This window comes from Eoetvoesiella caeni, assembly GCF_003315175.1.
Taxonomy (GTDB): Bacteria; Pseudomonadota; Gammaproteobacteria; order Burkholderiales; family Burkholderiaceae_B; genus Eoetvoesia; species Eoetvoesia caeni.
In genome coordinates, this window is record NZ_QNRQ01000002.1 from 356,001 (window position 1) to 372,126 (window position 16,126).

Consider the following 16,126-nt stretch of genomic DNA (forward strand, 5'->3'; position numbering starts at 1 on the left):
CCCGGAGCACGATCGACACAATGGCAGGGCCGAAAAGACATTCCTTTTGGCGGCACAACCCGTATTTGTGCGCAAACAGCCAATACACCGAATATTTTAGAGTTGTAGATGTGCCCTTGCGTATTCTGACTTGCTTTTTGTTGCGCCGAAATCGGGGCAAACCATTACTGCCGGTTTGCCGATTGCTTGCTTTAAACATTCTAGTCAAGCAAACACCACACTCTGCAAAAGCAAGGCCGCATTTAGCCGTGCGCGCCATCACCGCAAAAAAAACGCCAGACAGAATGACCGCCTGGCGTTTTTTGAGCACTTAAGTGATGATTACTCTTCGGTCGAACCTGCTTCTTGATCCGAAGCCTGGTCTTCTTGCGTTTCAGCAACCACTGCCACAGGCGCATCCTCGAAAGGATTGGCCAGGGCGCGGGCGGCTTGGCGTTCGACGTCTTCGAGGCGCTCTTTTTCCTTGCGGGCCATATGGTAGGCCATGCCGGTACCCGCCGGGATAAGGCGGCCGACAATGACGTTTTCCTTGAGGCCGCGCAAGTCGTCGCGTTTGCCCATGATGGCGGCTTCGGTCAGGACTCGCGTGGTTTCCTGGAACGATGCGGCCGAGATGAACGAGTCGGTCGACAGGGATGCCTTGGTAATACCCAGCAGTACGTTGTCGTACGAAGCTGTAAGCTTGCCATCGGCCTCCATGCGATCGTTTTCGTTCAGCAGTTCAGAGCGTTCGACCTGTTCACCCGTGATGAAGCTGGTGTCGCCTGCATCGCTGATGTTCACACGGCGCAACATCTGGCGAACAATCACTTCGATGTGCTTGTCGTTGATCTTCACGCCCTGCAGACGGTACACGTCCTGGACTTCGTTGACGACGTACGTGGCCAGGCGCTCGATACCTTGCAAACGCAGGATGTCGTGCGGATCGGCCGGGCCGTCGACAATCATCTCGCCCTTGTTGACGACTTGACCGTCGTGCACCAGAACCTGTTTTTCCTTGGGAATCAGGAACTCGTGGCTGACGCCGTCCAGGTCGGTAATGACCAGACGCTGCTTGCCCTTGGTGTCCTTGCCGAACGAAACCGTGCCGGTGACATCGGCCAACATGCCGGCGTCTTTGGGCGAACGGGCTTCGAAGAGCTCGGCCACGCGGGGCAGACCACCGGTAATGTCACGAGTCTTTTGCGATTCTTGGGGAATACGCGCCAGGACTTCGCCGACATTGACCTGCTGTCCATCACGCACGGTAATCAGCGCGCCCACCGGGAAGGAGATATTCACCGAGTGGTCGGTGCCCGCGATCTTGACTTCTTCGCCAGCATCGTTGAGGAGCTTGATTTGCGGACGCATCATCGTCTTGCCGCCACGCGTTTTAGGCGTGATGACCACAAGCGTCGACAGACCGGTGACTTCGTCGAGCTGCTTGGCTACCGTTGCGCCTTCTTCGATGTTTTCGAAGCGGACGCTGCCGGCATACTCGGACACGATGGGGCGCGTCAGCGGATCCCAGCTTGCCAGGCGTTCGCCGGCCTTGATGGTGTCGCCGTCGCCCACGGCAATCGTTGCACCGTAGGGGATCTTGTGGCGTTCGCGTTCGCGACGATTGTCATCAAAGATGACGATTTCGCCGGAACGGGAAATCGCGATCCGTTCGCCCTTGGCGTTGGTGACATAGCGGATGGTCAATGCAAAGCCCACCGTACCGGCAGACTTGGTTTCGACCGAGCTTGCCATGGCTGCACGCGATGCCGCACCACCGATGTGGAAGGTACGCATCGTAAGCTGGGTACCCGGCTCGCCGATCGACTGCGCAGCGATAACGCCGACCGCTTCACCGCGGCTGACCATGGAACCCCGGCCCAGGTCGCGGCCGTAGCAATGCGCGCACAAACCGTGGCGCGTTTCGCAAGTCAGCGGAGTACGCACCTTGACTTCGTCAACGCCCAGGCTGTCGATCAGTTCGACCAGATCTTCGTCCAACAAAGTGTTGGCGGCGATCGCGGTTTCCTGATTGTCCGGATTGACGATGTCGCTGGCGGTAACACGGCCCAGAACGCGGTCGCGCAACGGCTCGATGACCTCGCCGCCTTCGACCACGGCTTTCATGGTGTAGCCATGGGAAGTGCCGCAATCGCGCTCGGTAATGACCAGGTCCTGCGTCACATCGACCAGACGGCGCGTAAGGTAACCGGAGTTGGCGGTTTTAAGCGCGGTGTCGGCCAGGCCTTTACGTGCGCCGTGAGTCGAGATGAAGTACTGCAGTACGTTCAGGCCTTCACGGAAGTTGGCGGTAATCGGCGTTTCGATAATCGAGCCGTCAGGCTTGGCCATCAGGCCGCGCATACCGGCCAGCTGGCGAATCTGAGCAGCCGAACCGCGGGCGCCGGAGTCGGCCATCATGTAGATGGAATTGAACGACTCTTGGCGGACTTCGTCGCCATGGCGGTCGGTGACCGGCTCGGTGGCAAGCTGTTCCATCATGGCCTTGCCGACTTTATCGCCGGCCTTGCCCCAGATGTCGACCACGTTGTTGTAACGCTCTTGCGAGGTAACCAGACCCGACGAGTACTGCTTGTCGATCTCTTTGACCTCTTTGCTGGCCTGGGCAAGGATTTCTTCCTTGACCGATGGGATCAGCATGTCGCCCATGGCGATGGAAATACCGCCGCGCGTTGCCAGGCGGAAGCCGGACTGCATGAGCTTGTCGGCGAAGATCACCGTGGCGCGCAGGCCGCAGCGACGGAACGACTGGTTGATCAGGCGCGAAATTTCCTTTTTCTTCAGGGCGCGGTTAAGCACCGAGAAGGGCAGGCCCTTGGGCAGGATCTCGGACAACAGCGCACGGCCGACCGTGGTTTCGAAGCGGCGCAATACAGGCTGCCATTCGCCGGCAGCATCCTTTTCGAACTCGTTCAGGCGCACGGTAATGCGCGTTTGCAGTTCGACTTCGTTGCTGTCGTAAGCGCGCTGCACCTCGGACACGTCCGTCAGGAACATGCCTTCGCCCTTGCCGTTGATACGTTCGCGGGTGGTGTAGTACAGACCCAGCACAATGTCCTGGGACGGCACGATGGAAGGCTCGCCGTTGGCCGGGAACAGAATGTTGTTCGAGGCCAGCATCAAGGTACGGGCTTCCAGCTGCGCTTCAAGCGACAGAGGGACGTGAACAGCCATCTGGTCGCCGTCGAAGTCGGCGTTGAAGGCGGCGCAAACCAGCGGGTGAAGCTGGATGGCCTTGCCTTCGATCAGCACCGGCTCGAATGCCTGGATGCCCAAACGGTGCAGCGTTGGCGCACGGTTGAGCATGACCGGGTGTTCGCGGATGACTTCTTCAAGGATGTCCCAGACCACAGGCTCCTGGCTTTCGACCAGGCGCTTGGCGGCCTTGATGGTGGTAGCCAGGCCCATCATTTCAAGGCGATTGAAGATGAAAGGCTTGAACAGTTCAAGAGCCATCAGCTTGGGCAGACCGCACTGATGCAGCTTGAGCTGCGGACCCACCACAATGACGGAACGGCCCGAGTAGTCGACGCGCTTACCCAGCAAGTTCTGGCGGAAACGGCCGCTCTTGCCCTTGATCATGTCGGCCAGCGACTTGAGCTGGCGCTTGTTGGCGCCGGTCATGGCTTTACCGCGGCGGCCGTTATCCAGCAGCGAGTCGACCGACTCTTGCAGCATGCGCTTCTCGTTGCGCAGGATGATGTCCGGCGCCTTGAGCTCGAGCAAGCGCTTGAGGCGGTTGTTGCGGTTGATGACGCGGCGATACAGGTCGTTCAGGTCCGACGTGGCGAAACGGCCGCCGTCCAGCGGCACCAGGGGACGCAGGTCGGGAGGCAGCACGGGCAGCACTTCCATGACCATCCATTCGGGCTTGATGCCCGACTTCTGGAAGCCTTCCAGCACCTTCAGGCGCTTGGAGATCTTCTTGATCTTGGCGTCGGACGAAGTGGCCTTGAGTTCGGCGCGCAGCGTTTCGACGTCGCGGTCGATATCGATGGTGCGCAACAATTCGCGCACGGCTTCCGCGCCCATCAGGGCATGGAAGTCGTCGCCGTACTCTTCGGTCTTGGCAAGGTAGTCGTCGTCGGACATGATCTGGCCGCGCTTGAGCGGCGTCATACCCGGTTCGATAACGCACCATGCTTCAAAGTAAAGCACGCGTTCGATGTCGCGCAAGGTCATGTCCAGAACCATGCCCAGACGCGACGGCAGGCTCTTCAGGAACCAGATGTGCGCAACCGGGCTGGCCAGTTCGATGTGGCCCATACGCTCGCGGCGAACTTTGGCGACTGTGACTTCGACGCCGCATTTTTCGCAAATGACACCGCGATGCTTAAGGCGCTTGTACTTGCCGCAAAGACATTCGTAGTCCTTGATAGGCCCGAAAATCTTGGCGCAGAACAAACCGTCGCGCTCGGGCTTGAAAGTACGATAGTTAATCGTTTCAGGCTTGCGCACCTCGCCATAAGACCAAGAGCGCACCTTTTCAGGCGACGCAATACCAATCTTGATGGCGTCGAATTGCTCGTCTTGCGAGACTTGTTTGAAAAGATCGAGTAGCGCTTTCATTATTTACGCTCCAGATCCATGTCCAGAGACAGGGATCGAATTTCCTTAACCAGGACGTTGAACGATTCAGGCATGCCGGCATCGATGACGTGGTCGCCCTTGACGATGTTCTCGTAAACCTTGGTACGGCCTGCAATATCGTCGGACTTGACGGTAAGCATTTCCTGCAAGGTGTACGACGCACCGTAGGCTTCCAGCGCCCAGACTTCCATCTCCCCGAAACGCTGTCCACCGAACTGCGCCTTGCCTCCCAGCGGCTGCTGGGTAACCAGGGAGTACGGACCGGTAGAGCGGGCATGCATCTTGTCGTCGACAAGGTGATGCAGCTTCAGGTAGTGCATGTAGCCGACCGTGACGGGACGTTCGAACTGTTCGCCGGTACGTCCGTCGAACAACCATGCCTGCGTGCGGCTGGGAGTCAGCTTGAGGCGCTCGGCGACGTCGTCGGGGTAGGCCAGTTCGAGCATCTTGCCGATTTCTTCTTCGGTGGCGCCGTCGAAAACGGGGGTTGCCAGAGGCACGCCGTTCTTGAGATTGCGCGCCATCTCGATGATTTCGTCATCGCTGAGCTGCTCGAGGTGAGCCGGGGTGCCGCTGCTGTTGTAGACCTTTTCGAGATAAGCGCGGATGCTCTTGACCTGCACCGTCTTTTCTTCGTTGATCATTTCAGCAACACGCTGGCCCAGGCCTTTTGCGGCCCAGCCCAAATGCACCTCAAGAACCTGTCCGACGTTCATCCGCGAAGGCACGCCCAGCGGGTTAAGAACGATGTCGGCGGGAGTTCCGTCGGCCATGTGCGGCATGTCTTCGATAGGCGTAATGCGCGAAACAACACCCTTGTTGCCGTGACGGCCGGCCATCTTGTCGCCAGGCTGCAGGCGGCGCTTGACGGCCAGGTAGACCTTGATCATCTTGAGCACGCCGGGGGGCAGCTCGTCGCCTTGCGTCAGCTTCTTGCGCTTTTCTTCGAAGGCCAGGTCGAACTGGTGGCGTTTCTGTTCAAGCGACTCTTTGCCTTGCTCGAGTTGAACCGCATGCGACTCATCAGACAGGCGAATGTCGAACCACTGCCAGCGGTCCAGGTCGGCCAGATAGTCCTTGGCCAGGACCGTACCCTTGGCCAGCTTGCGCGGGCCGCCGTTGACGGTCTTGCCGACCAGGAATTTCTCGATACGATCGAAGGTATCGTCTTCGACGATACGCAACTGGTCGTTCAAGTCCTGGCGATAGCGGCGCAGTTCGTCGTCGATGATGGACTGGGCGCGCTTGTCGCGCTCGATGCCTTCGCGGGTGAAGACCTGAACGTCGATGACCGTGCCGATCATGCCCGAAGGCACGCGCAGCGAGGTGTCTTTAACGTCGGAGGCTTTTTCGCCGAAAATTGCACGGAGCAGTTTTTCTTCGGGGGTAAGCTGGGTTTCGCCCTTGGGTGTAACCTTGCCGACCAGTACGTCATCGGCGCGCACTTCGGCGCCGATGTGCACGATGCCCGAATCGTCCAGGCGATTCAATTGGGTTTCAGCCAGGTTGCTGATGTCGCGCGTGATTTCTTCCGCACCAAGCTTGGTGTCGCGGGCAACAACAGTAAGCTCTTCGATGTGGATCGACGTATAGCGGTCGTCGGCCACGATTTTCTCGGAGATGAGAATCGAATCCTCGAAGTTGTAGCCGTTCCAGGGCATGAACGCGATAAGCATGTTCTGGCCCAGGGCGAGTTCGCCCAGGTCGGTCGATGCGCCATCGGCCAGCACGTCGCCGCGCGCGACGATGTCGCCGCGTTTGACGATAGGACGCTGGTTGATGTTCGTGTTCTGGTTGGAACGCGTGTACTTGATGAGGTTGTAGATGTCGACACCGACTTCGCCGGCGACGTTTTCATCGTCGTTGACCCGAATAACCACACGCTCGGCGTCGACATGGTCGACCAGGCCGCCACGGATGGCTTGCACGGTCGTACCGGAGTCGACGGCCACGGTGCGCTCGATACCTGTACCTACCAGCGGCTTTTCAGGGCGCAGGCAAGGCACGGCCTGACGCTGCATGTTGGCACCCATCAGGGCCCGGTTTGCGTCGTCGTGCTCGAGGAACGGAATGAGCGAAGCGGCAACCGACACGATCTGCGAAGGCGCAACGTCCATGTAATGCACGTTGGTCGGCGATGTCAGCATGGTTTCGCCGGCTTCGCGGCAAGCGACCAGGTCGTCGGTGAAGCGGCCTTCGGCGTCGAGCTCGGCGTTGGCCTGCGCAATGACGTAGTGGCTTTCTTCGATGGCCGACAGGTAGTCGATTTGCTCGCTGACTTTGCCGTCGATAATCTTGCGGTACGGGGTCTCGAGGAAACCATACTCGTTAAGACGGGCGTACAAGGCCATGGAGTTGATCAGGCCGATGTTCGGACCTTCCGGCGTTTCGATCGGGCACACACGGCCGTAATGCGTGGGATGCACGTCGCGCACTTCGAAGCCCGCGCGTTCGCGAGTCAAACCGCCAGGTCCCAATGCCGAAACGCGGCGCTTGTGCGTGATTTCGGACAAGGGGTTGGTTTGGTCCATGAACTGCGACAATTGGCTCGAACCGAAGAACTCTTTGATCGCCGCGGAAATCGGCTTGGAGTTGATCAGGTCATGCGGCATGAGGTTTTCGGTCTCGGCCTGGCCAAGACGTTCTTTGACAGCGCGCTCGACACGGACCAAACCGGCACGGAACTGGTTTTCGGCCAGCTCGCCCACGCAACGCACACGGCGATTGCCCAGGTGATCGATGTCGTCGATCTGGCCGCGGCCGTTACGCAATTCGACCAATACCTTGATGGTTTCAAGGATGTCTTCGTTGGTCAGGGTCATGGGACCCGTGATGTCTTCGCCACGGCCCAGACGGCTGTTGACCTTCATGCGGCCAACGCGCGACAGGTCGTAGGCGTCTTCGCTGTAGAACAGGCGCTGGAACAGTGCCTCGACGGCCTCTTCGGTGGGAGGCTCGCCGGGACGCATCATGCGGTAGATGGCAACGCGCGCGGCCATCTGGTCGGCGGTTTCATCGGTGCGCAACGTTTGCGAAATGTAGGGACCGCGATCGAGATCGTTGGTGTACAGGGTTTGCATTTCGTGGATGTTCGCGGCGCGCAAATCGGCCAGCACACCTTCGGTGATCTCGTCATTGGCATTGGCAATGACTTCGCCCGTTTCGGGGTTGACCACGTTCTTGGCCAGTACCCGGCCCAGCAGGAAGTCTTCGGGCACGGAGATGTACTCGACCTTGGCGGCAGCCAGGTCGCGCAGATGCTTGGCATTGATGCGCTTGTCTTTTTCGACGATGACGGCGCCGCTGCGATCGGTGATGTCGAAGCGCGCAACTTCGCCCTTCCAGCGCTCGGACACGAACTCGAGCATGCCGCCTTCTTTCTTGATGTCGAAGTGATCGAAATCGAAGAAGTGGGCCAGGATGCTTTCGGGCGTCATGCCGATAGCTTTAAGCAGTATGGTGACAGCCATCTTGCGGCGGCGGTCGACACGGAAGAACAAGACGTCCTTGGGGTCGAACTCGAAGTCCAGCCACGAGCCGCGATAAGGAATCACGCGGGCCGAGAACAGCAGCTTGCCCGAGCTATGGGTCTTGCCGCGGTCGTGTTCGAAGAACACGCCAGGCGAACGGTGCAGCTGCGACACGATAACGCGCTCGGTGCCGTTGATGACGAAAGAGCCGGTATCGGTCATGAGCGGAATTTCGCCCATGTATACTTCTTGCTCTTTCACTTCCTTGATGGTTGGCTTGCTGACTTCGCGATCCATCAGCACCAGGCGCACTTTGGCGCGCAGCGGGGACGCATAGGTCAAGCCCCGGAGCTGGCACTCTTTAACGTCGAAGACGGGCTCGCCCAGCACATAGCTGACGAACTCCAGACGTGCCATCTGGTTGTGGCTAACTATAGGAAATATTGATGTAAAGGCAGCCTGAAGGCCTTCGTCTTTACGTTTGGAAGATTGTGTATCCGCCTGCAAAAATGTTAAGAATGATTGCAGTTGAGTCGCCAAAAGGTAGGGGACGTTTTGAACGTCTTCACGTTTGGCGAAGCTCTTACGTATGCGCTTTTTTTCGGTGTACGAATAAGGCATGAGCACTCCGACTCGAGGGGGTTACATGGGCCGTCAACCACGGCCCCGGTTTACGACTCCACAGAACCCGGCTTGGGTAAAAATACAACACCAAACACGGGTTTTCTGGAAACGCAAAAGCCCGGGAAGGCTTTTTTCCTTCCCGGGCCGGCAAAAAAAGCTTATTTCAGCTCGACTTTTGCACCAGCTTCTTCAAGCTTCTTCTGGGCGGCTTCAGCGTCAGCCTTCGAAATGGCTTCCTTAACGGCCTTAGGGGCACCGTCAACGAGGTCTTTCGCTTCTTTCAGGCCGAGACCGGTGATTTCGCGCACAGCTTTAATCACGCTAACTTTGTTAGCGCCGACTTCGGCCAAAATAACGTCGAATTCAGTCTTTTCTTCAGCAGCAGCTGCGCCAGCGGCAGCAGGAGCTGCAACAGCCACAGCGGCGGCAGCAGCCGACACGCCGAATTTCTCTTCCATGTCCTTGATCAGTTCGGACAATTCGAGCACGGTCAAGCTTGCGACCGCGTCGAGGATTTCTGTTTTGCTTAATGCCATTTGTAGAACTCCAAATATAAATAAATGCCAGGGTTGGGTGTCGCTAGGTCGTTCAACGAAGTCCGAAACCGCTTACGCAGCTTCTTTCTGGTCGCGCACAGCCGCAAGGCCACGCACGAACTTTGTGGGAACTTCATTGAGCGTACGCACAAATTGCGCGACGGGTGCCTGCATGGTGCCCAACAGTTTCGACAGCAACTCTTCACGAGACGGCATGGTGGCCAAAGCCATTACGCCATCCTGGCCAAGGACGTTATTGGGCAATGCCCCGCCTTGAATAGCCAGCTTATCGTTAGTCTTTGCGAAACCGGCGAGTACTTTTGCCGCCGAAACCGGATCTTTGCTGATGCCATACATCAGCGGACCGGTCATCTGTGCCGTCAGTGCCTCGAAAGGCGTTCCGGCTACAGCACGACGAACCAACGAGTTCTTGAGAACACGCAGATACACACCCGACTCACGCGCTTGTTTGCGCAATACGGTGACGGAAGCGACGTCCAGACCACGGTACTCTGCGATAATGATCGATTCGGCGGTTGCAACTTGTGCAGCGACTTCTTCGATGACTACCGCCTTCTCTTGACGATTGAGACTCACGGTTTGAACACTCCATCTAATGACGCAAGAGAGGGTCCCTTGCGTCTACCGAATGCGGCGCACCTCTGGTCGAGTTCTTTGAAAAGAATTCTTCCATGGGCGCCGTCTACGCTGGATTCAGACTGAAAAACACCTGAGATTAAGCCCGGAACCGGTTGCTTGCGCGGTTGGTTCAAGGCTCCAGCGGTCTTTGACAGCAACATCCGAATACCTTTCGGATGCGGCCCAAAGTCCTTTTTTGTCGCAGCTTAAAACGATTAAGCTGCGAGCGAAGCTATTTCTACGCGAGCACCGCCGCCCATCGTGGACGAAACGGCCAGCTTGCGCATGTAAACACCCTTGGATGCTGCGGGACGAGCCTTGTTCAAGGCGTCGACCAAAGCGGCAAGGTTCGACTGCAATTGCTCGACGCCGAACGAAGCGCGGCCGATTGTGGCGTGAATGATGCCGGCCTTGTCGGTGCGATACTGCACTTGACCAGCCTTGGCATTCTTGACGGCGGTTACAACGTCGGGCGTAACAGTGCCGACCTTGGGATTAGGCATCAGGCCGCGAGGGCCGAGGATTTGACCCAGGGCGCCAACAACACGCATGGTGTCGGGCGAAGCGATCACGATATCGAAATCGAGATTGCCGGCCTTGATGCTTTCAGCCAGGTCGTCCAGGCCGACGATATCGGCGCCGGCAGCCTTGGCGGCTTCGGCTTTTTCGCCTTGGGCGAACACGGCGACACGAACCGACTTGCCGGTACCGGCAGGCAAGACCACCGAGCCGCGCACGAGCTGGTCGGATTTTTTCGGGTCGATCCCCAGCTGAACGGCGACATCGATGGACTCGTCGAACTTGGCTGTTGCGGTTTCTTTAACCAAGGCAAGCGCCTCGGCAACCGGGTACAGCTTGGCGCTGTCAATCTTTGCCTGAATGGCGGCAATGCGTTTGCTAAGTTTGGCCATGATTAAACCACTCCCTCAACAGTAATACCCATGCTGCGGGCGCTGCCAGCGATCGTGCGGACAGCGGCGTCCAGATCGGCGGCGGTCAGATCGGGCTGTTTGGTCTTGGCGATTTCTTCGGCTTGCGCACGTGTCAAGGTACCGACCTTGTCGGCGTTGGGACGCGGCGAACCTTTTTGCACACCGGACGCCTTCTTGATGAGGATCGTCGCGGGCGGCGTCTTCATGATGAAGGTGAAGCTCTTGTCGGCGTAAGCGGTAATGACAACAGGAATTGGCAAACCGGGCTCGACGCCTTGGGTCTGGGCGTTGAACGCCTTGCAGAATTCCATGATGTTCAGGCCGCGCTGACCTAAAGCCGGGCCAATGGGGGGGGACGGATTAGCCTTACCAGCTGGTACTTGCAGCTTGATAAAGCCGACGATTTTCTTCGCCATGCTGTACTCCTTGCGGGTTCATGCGCCAAGGCTGCTTCATGCAGGCCGCTTGGCTCCCCGGGGTTGAAATCAGGTCTTTTCGACCTGGCCGAAATCGAGTTCCACAGGGGTGGCGCGGCCAAAAATCGTAACCGACACTCGCACCTTGCTTTTCTCGTAATTTACATCTTCCACGTTGCCGTTAAAGTCGGCGAACGGGCCTTCTTTGACGCGGACCATTTCGCCCACTTCAAATAGAACTTTAGGCTTGGGCTTTTCGACGCCCTCTTCCATTTGCGACAGTATCTTTTGAACTTCGCGGTCGGAGATGGGAGCCGGCCGATTGCCGGAACCGCCCAGAAAGCCGGTAACCCGGTTGGTGTTTTTAACCAAATGCCAGGTTTCGTCGGTAAGGTCCATTTCGACCAGCACATAACCCGGAAAGATCCGGCGCTCGGAAATGGACTTCTTGCCGCCTTTTACTTCTACAACTTCTTCGGAAGGAACCAGAATGCGCCCGAAGGAGGTTTGCAGTTCGGCGCGTTCGATACGCTCGACCAACGCCTTATGCACGCTTTTTTCCATACCGGAATAAACATGGACTACATACCAACGCTTGCTCATGTGCGTCCTTTATTTCCAGCCCAGCAACAGGCCGTATATGACCCAGCCCAAAAGCTTGTCGACCAGCCAAAGCAATGCGCCCATGGCAACGACGAAGGCAAACACGATGCCGGTCATTTGGGTGGTTTCTTTGCGCGTAGGCCAGATGACACGCTTGGTCTCGTTATACGAGTCGCGCGAGAAACTGATAGTGCGGCGACCGGGTTCGCTAAACCAGGCAATGAAGGCAGCAACTACCAAACTACCTATGAAAATACCGACGCGCACCACCGTAGGCTGGTCGGCCAATACGGAAAATGCAACAATACCGGCAACGATAACAAGCAGCGCCAGGGCCAACTTTACGCGGTCGAGGGTGCTGGTAACTGTTTCTACGTTGTTGTTCGACATATTCCGTTGAGTGTCCCGCTATGCGCGGCCTGAATGCAGTACTGCCGATGGTGGCAGGGGCAGTAGGAATCGAACCTACAACCTTCGGTTTTGGAGACCGACGCTCTGCCAATTGAGCTATGCCCCTATACCCTGAAATTCGGCAGCAAGCCCGCCGGTAGCCTTTGCTACTTCCTTCCGCTTTCTTGCTGCCTTGACGACTACAGCGGCAAAGAGCGCATATTACGCTCAAGCCGCTGAATCGACCATTGTAACGCTTATTTGATGATTTTGGCTACCACGCCGGCGCCGACGGTACGGCCGCCTTCGCGAATCGCGAAGCGCAGGCCTTCTTCCATGGCGATCGGTGCAATCAGCTTGACGGTCATGGACACGTTATCGCCGGGCAGAACCATTTCCTTGTCCTGGGGCAGGTCAATCGTGCCGGTTACGTCCGTCGTGCGGAAGTAAAACTGGGGACGATAGCCATTGAAGAACGGCGTGTGACGGCCACCCTCTTCCTTGGACAGGATGTACACCTCGGAGCTGAACTCCGTGTGCGGGTTGATCGAACCGGGCTTGGCCAACACCTGGCCGCGCTCGACGTCTTCACGCTTGGTGCCGCGCAGCAAGATACCGACGTTGTCGCCAGCCTGACCCTGGTCCAGCAGCTTGCGGAACATTTCCACGCCCGTGCAAGTGGTCTTGACCGTGTCTTTGATGCCGACGATTTCGATTTCTTCGCCGACCTTGACAATGCCGCGCTCGATACGACCGGTCACGACGGTGCCGCGACCCGAGATCGAGAACACGTCTTCCACAGGCATCAGGAACGTGCCGTCCACCGCGCGCTCGGGCGTGGGGATGTACGTGTCCAGCGCTTCGGCCAATTGCATGATGGCTTGCTTGCCCAGAGGACCTTCGTCGCCTTCAAGCGCCAGCTTGGCCGAACCCTTGATGATCGGGGTGTCGTCGCCGGGGAAGTCGTACTTGGACAGCAGCTCGCGCACTTCCATCTCGACCAGCTCGAGCAACTCTTCGTCGTCGACCATGTCGGCCTTGTTCAGGAACACGATGATGTACGGCACACCGACCTGGCGGCTGAGCAGGATGTGCTCGCGCGTTTGCGGCATGGGGCCGTCTGCGGCCGAGACCACCAAAATGGCGCCGTCCATTTGTGCTGCACCCGTGATCATGTTCTTGACATAGTCCGCGTGGCCCGGGCAGTCCACGTGCGCGTAGTGACGCGCCTGCGTTTCGTACTCGACGTGCGAGGTGTTGATCGTGATGCCGCGTGCCTTCTCTTCAGGAGCCGCGTCAATTTGCGCGTAGCCCTTGGCTTCGCCGCCGAACGCCGTGGCCAGCACCGTCGTGATCGCCGCCGTTAGCGTCGTTTTGCCGTGGTCAACGTGGCCAATCGTGCCCACGTTTACGTGCGGTTTGGTCCGCTCAAACTTACCTTTTGCCATGGCTAGACTCCTGACTATGGAATTACGCTGTGAAATTGAATAAATCGGTTTGGTGCCCATGACGCGGATCGAACGCGTGACCTCTCCCTTACCAAGGGAGTGCTCTACCACTGAGCCACATGGGCAACTGCTTTTCTGATGCCGCTTGTTTTCGAAGGAAACTTCAACAACAAGCGCCAAAAAACTGGAGCGGGTGAAGGGAATCGAACCCTCGTCGTAAGCTTGGAAGGCTTCTGCTCTACCATTGAGCTACACCCGCGAGGGGATTCTTGTTCATTCCCGGCTTTTAAAGCAACTTATGCTGCTATTTGCCAGCGCCGCAGGGGTGCTGAAACAACCGCATACATAAGCCAAGCTCTTTTGGTGGTGGGAGTTGGATTCGAACCAACGTAGACGCAAGGTCAACAGATTTACAGTCTGCCCCCTTTAACCACTCGGGCATCCCACCAAAAGAGAACCACGGATTATGAAGGTTTTTTTTTTGCTTGTCAAACAGCATTTATTGTATTTTTAATATTCATGCAAGGAAATAATCCTGCAATTGGGTCGCGTCCGGGCTTTGGGCAAGCGCCAGCATAAGAAGAATGCGGGCTTTTTGCGGATTGAGGCTGCCCGCGACAATAAACCCGGCATTGTCGTCGTCGACTTCCATATTGCGCACGACGCGCCCCGAGCCGGTGCGGCTGGCACGTACGATTGCCACGCCTTGGGCGGCCGCCTGACCCAGTAGAGCCAGCGCTTCGTCGGTGGTATTGCCGTTACCCACGCCGGCCAGCACGATTCCGTCCGGCTTCAGGGCCGTCATGGCCCGCAGCAAGTCAATGTCCAGGCCACCATGTGAATACAAGACATGCACCTTGGCCGGGGCCGCCGGCAAGGATCCAAACAAAGGCGGCTTTTGCGGAGCCGCGGCGCCGTAAAAGCCAATATCGCGATCGTGCACCCAACCCAAAGGCCCGCTGTTGGGCGACGCGAACGCGTCCAGGCCAGACGCCGCCATTTTCTGGACATCGCGCGCGCAGTGGATTTTCTGGTTCATGACAGCCAACACCCCCCGGCCCGCCGCCAAAGGACTGGCGGCAACCGCCAATGCGGACAGCAGGTTGGCCACGCCGTCGGAACCGGGCGCGTGGGCCGGGCGCATGGCTCCGGTCAATACCACCGGGACCCGGGTACTTAAGACCAGGTCCAGCAAGTAGGCCGTTTCTTCCAGCGTATCGGTACCGTGGGTGATGACAATGCCGTCGACATCGCCCAGGTCGAGCCTGGCTTGCACCGCAAAAGCCAGCCTGCGCCAGTCTTCGTAGACGATATTCTGGCTGCCCACATTGGCTACCTGCTGGCAGTCCAGATGCAGCCACTCTTCCAGGCCTGGCAGCGCTGTCAGGATGTCTTGCAGCGACATGCCGCCGGCCCGATAGCCCAGGCCCTGCGCCGCAACGCCCGCAATAGTACCGCCCGTTCCCAGGACGGCAATGCGCGGACGGCGCAGATCAGGCATCGACGACTCCGGCCAGCCCCTGGCGCTCCAGCAGTGAATTCAAGTGCTCCCAGTCGTGAAAATCGATAAGCAACTGGCCGCGATTGCGCGCATTGATCTTAAGGGTGACTTTGGTACCCAACTGATCGGACAGCGCGGCTTCCAGACGCCGGGCATCGCCGGACTGCGCGACAGCCTGGCGCGGTAAACGGGCTTGCGGTTCTTCGGCTTCGCGGATGGTGCGTCCAACCAGCTTCTCGGTTTCACGAACCGACAAGCGCTTGGCGATGATCTCGTTGGCCAGCAGAATTTGCTGGGCCGCGTCGGTGGCCAGCAAAGCCCGGGCATGGCCCATGTCGATATCGCCCGCCAGCAGCATGGTCTGCACCGGGCCAGTCAGGTTCAACAGGCGCAGCAAATTGCTGGTTGCCGAGCGCGAGCGCCCGACCGCCTGGGCAGCCTGTTCGTGCGTAAGCCCGAATTCGTTCAGCAAGCGCTTGACGCCCTGCGCTTCTTCCAGGGGGTTGAGGTCTTCACGCTGGATGTTCTCGATAAGCGCCATGATGGCGGCATTTTCATCGGCGACTTCTCGAACCAGCACCGGCACTTCGCCAAGGCCCGCGATCTGCGCCGCGCGAAAACGCCGTTCGCCGGCGATGATTTCGTATTTTCCGGCGTGCTCGCCACCAAGCGGCCGCACCAGAATAGGCTGCATGATGCCCTGGGTACGTATGGATTCGGCCAGTTCGTTCAAGGCGCCTTCGTCCATGCGGGTGCGCGGCTGATACTTGCCGGCAACCATGAGCTTTACGTCAAGCGCCGTAGGCACGCGGGCGTCGGCCTGGGCCGGTGTGCGGCCGAGAATCTCTACCGCGGCGGCGTCGGCGCCCAACAGGGCTTCCAGGCCGCGGCCAAGGCCTTTTGGCTTTTTCGTTGCAGCTTTTGCCGCAGTCTTGGCCGCAGTTTTTACGGCTGTCTTTGTAGCCATGATCGATATT

The 16,126-nt window shown here is 58.3% G+C and carries 11 protein-coding genes and 4 tRNA genes; all 15 read right to left on the reverse strand.

Annotation, left to right across the window (positions count from 1 at the left end):
* Nucleotides 1-321: 321 nt before the first annotated feature.
* The 15 genes from rpoC to DFR37_RS05395 all read right to left on the reverse strand — a co-directional run bounded on the left by rpoC (nt 322) and on the right by DFR37_RS05395 (nt 16,116).
* Complete coding sequence (rpoC, locus tag DFR37_RS05325) at nt 322-4,569, reverse strand: DNA-directed RNA polymerase subunit beta' (protein ID WP_113932189.1); 4,248 nt, start codon at nt 4,567-4,569, stop codon at nt 322-324.
* Nucleotides 4,569-8,681, reverse strand: a complete 4,113-nt coding sequence (rpoB, locus tag DFR37_RS05330) for a DNA-directed RNA polymerase subunit beta (protein ID WP_113932190.1) — start codon at nt 8,679-8,681, stop codon at nt 4,569-4,571. Before rpoB ends, rpoC begins: the two co-directional genes overlap by 1 nt.
* 161 nt (nt 8,682-8,842) lie before the next feature.
* The gene (gene rplL, locus DFR37_RS05335) at nt 8,843-9,220 is read right to left on the reverse strand and encodes a 50S ribosomal protein L7/L12 (RefSeq protein ID WP_113932191.1); all 378 of its coding nucleotides are present in this window, start codon (nt 9,218-9,220) and stop codon (nt 8,843-8,845) included.
* A 72-nt stretch (nt 9,221-9,292) separates the two neighbouring features.
* A complete protein-coding gene (gene rplJ / locus DFR37_RS05340; protein WP_113932192.1) occupies nt 9,293-9,817 on the reverse strand; it encodes a 50S ribosomal protein L10 in 525 nt (174 codons plus the stop codon).
* A 257-nt stretch (nt 9,818-10,074) separates the two neighbouring features.
* Nucleotides 10,075-10,770, reverse strand: coding sequence for a 50S ribosomal protein L1 (gene rplA, locus DFR37_RS05345; RefSeq protein ID WP_113932193.1), 696 nt, complete (start codon nt 10,768-10,770; stop codon nt 10,075-10,077).
* Between the two features lie 2 nt (nt 10,771-10,772).
* Entirely contained in the window at nt 10,773-11,207 is a 435-nt protein-coding gene (gene rplK, locus DFR37_RS05350; protein ID WP_113932194.1) for a 50S ribosomal protein L11, read from the reverse strand.
* A gap of 69 nt (nt 11,208-11,276) precedes the next feature.
* Nucleotides 11,277-11,810, reverse strand: coding sequence for a transcription termination/antitermination protein NusG (gene nusG, locus DFR37_RS05355; RefSeq protein ID WP_113932195.1), 534 nt, complete (start codon nt 11,808-11,810; stop codon nt 11,277-11,279).
* A gap of 9 nt (nt 11,811-11,819) precedes the next feature.
* The gene (secE, locus tag DFR37_RS05360; RefSeq protein WP_113932196.1) at nt 11,820-12,200 is read right to left on the reverse strand and encodes a preprotein translocase subunit SecE; all 381 of its coding nucleotides are present in this window, start codon (nt 12,198-12,200) and stop codon (nt 11,820-11,822) included.
* A gap of 51 nt (nt 12,201-12,251) precedes the next feature.
* A tRNA-Trp gene (locus DFR37_RS05365) sits at nt 12,252-12,327 on the reverse strand.
* A gap of 130 nt (nt 12,328-12,457) precedes the next feature.
* Entirely contained in the window at nt 12,458-13,648 is a 1,191-nt protein-coding gene (gene tuf, locus DFR37_RS05370) for an elongation factor Tu (RefSeq protein ID WP_113932197.1), read from the reverse strand.
* A 50-nt stretch (nt 13,649-13,698) separates the two neighbouring features.
* Nucleotides 13,699-13,773 (reverse strand) — tRNA-Thr (locus DFR37_RS05375).
* Between the two features lie 60 nt (nt 13,774-13,833).
* Nucleotides 13,834-13,907: transfer RNA gene (locus tag DFR37_RS05380), tRNA-Gly, on the reverse strand.
* 102 nt (nt 13,908-14,009) lie between these two features.
* A tRNA-Tyr gene (locus DFR37_RS05385) sits at nt 14,010-14,096 on the reverse strand.
* Between the two features lie 69 nt (nt 14,097-14,165).
* Nucleotides 14,166-15,149: an asparaginase gene (locus DFR37_RS05390; protein WP_113932198.1), complete on the reverse strand. Its 984-nt coding sequence runs from the start codon at nt 15,147-15,149 to the stop codon at nt 14,166-14,168.
* On the reverse strand, nt 15,142-16,116 hold the full coding sequence (locus tag DFR37_RS05395; protein ID WP_113932199.1) for a ParB/RepB/Spo0J family partition protein: 975 nt from the start codon (nt 16,114-16,116) through the stop codon (nt 15,142-15,144). The genes DFR37_RS05390 and DFR37_RS05395 overlap by 8 nt, the downstream gene beginning before the upstream one ends.
* Between the last annotated feature and the right edge of the window lie 10 nt (nt 16,117-16,126).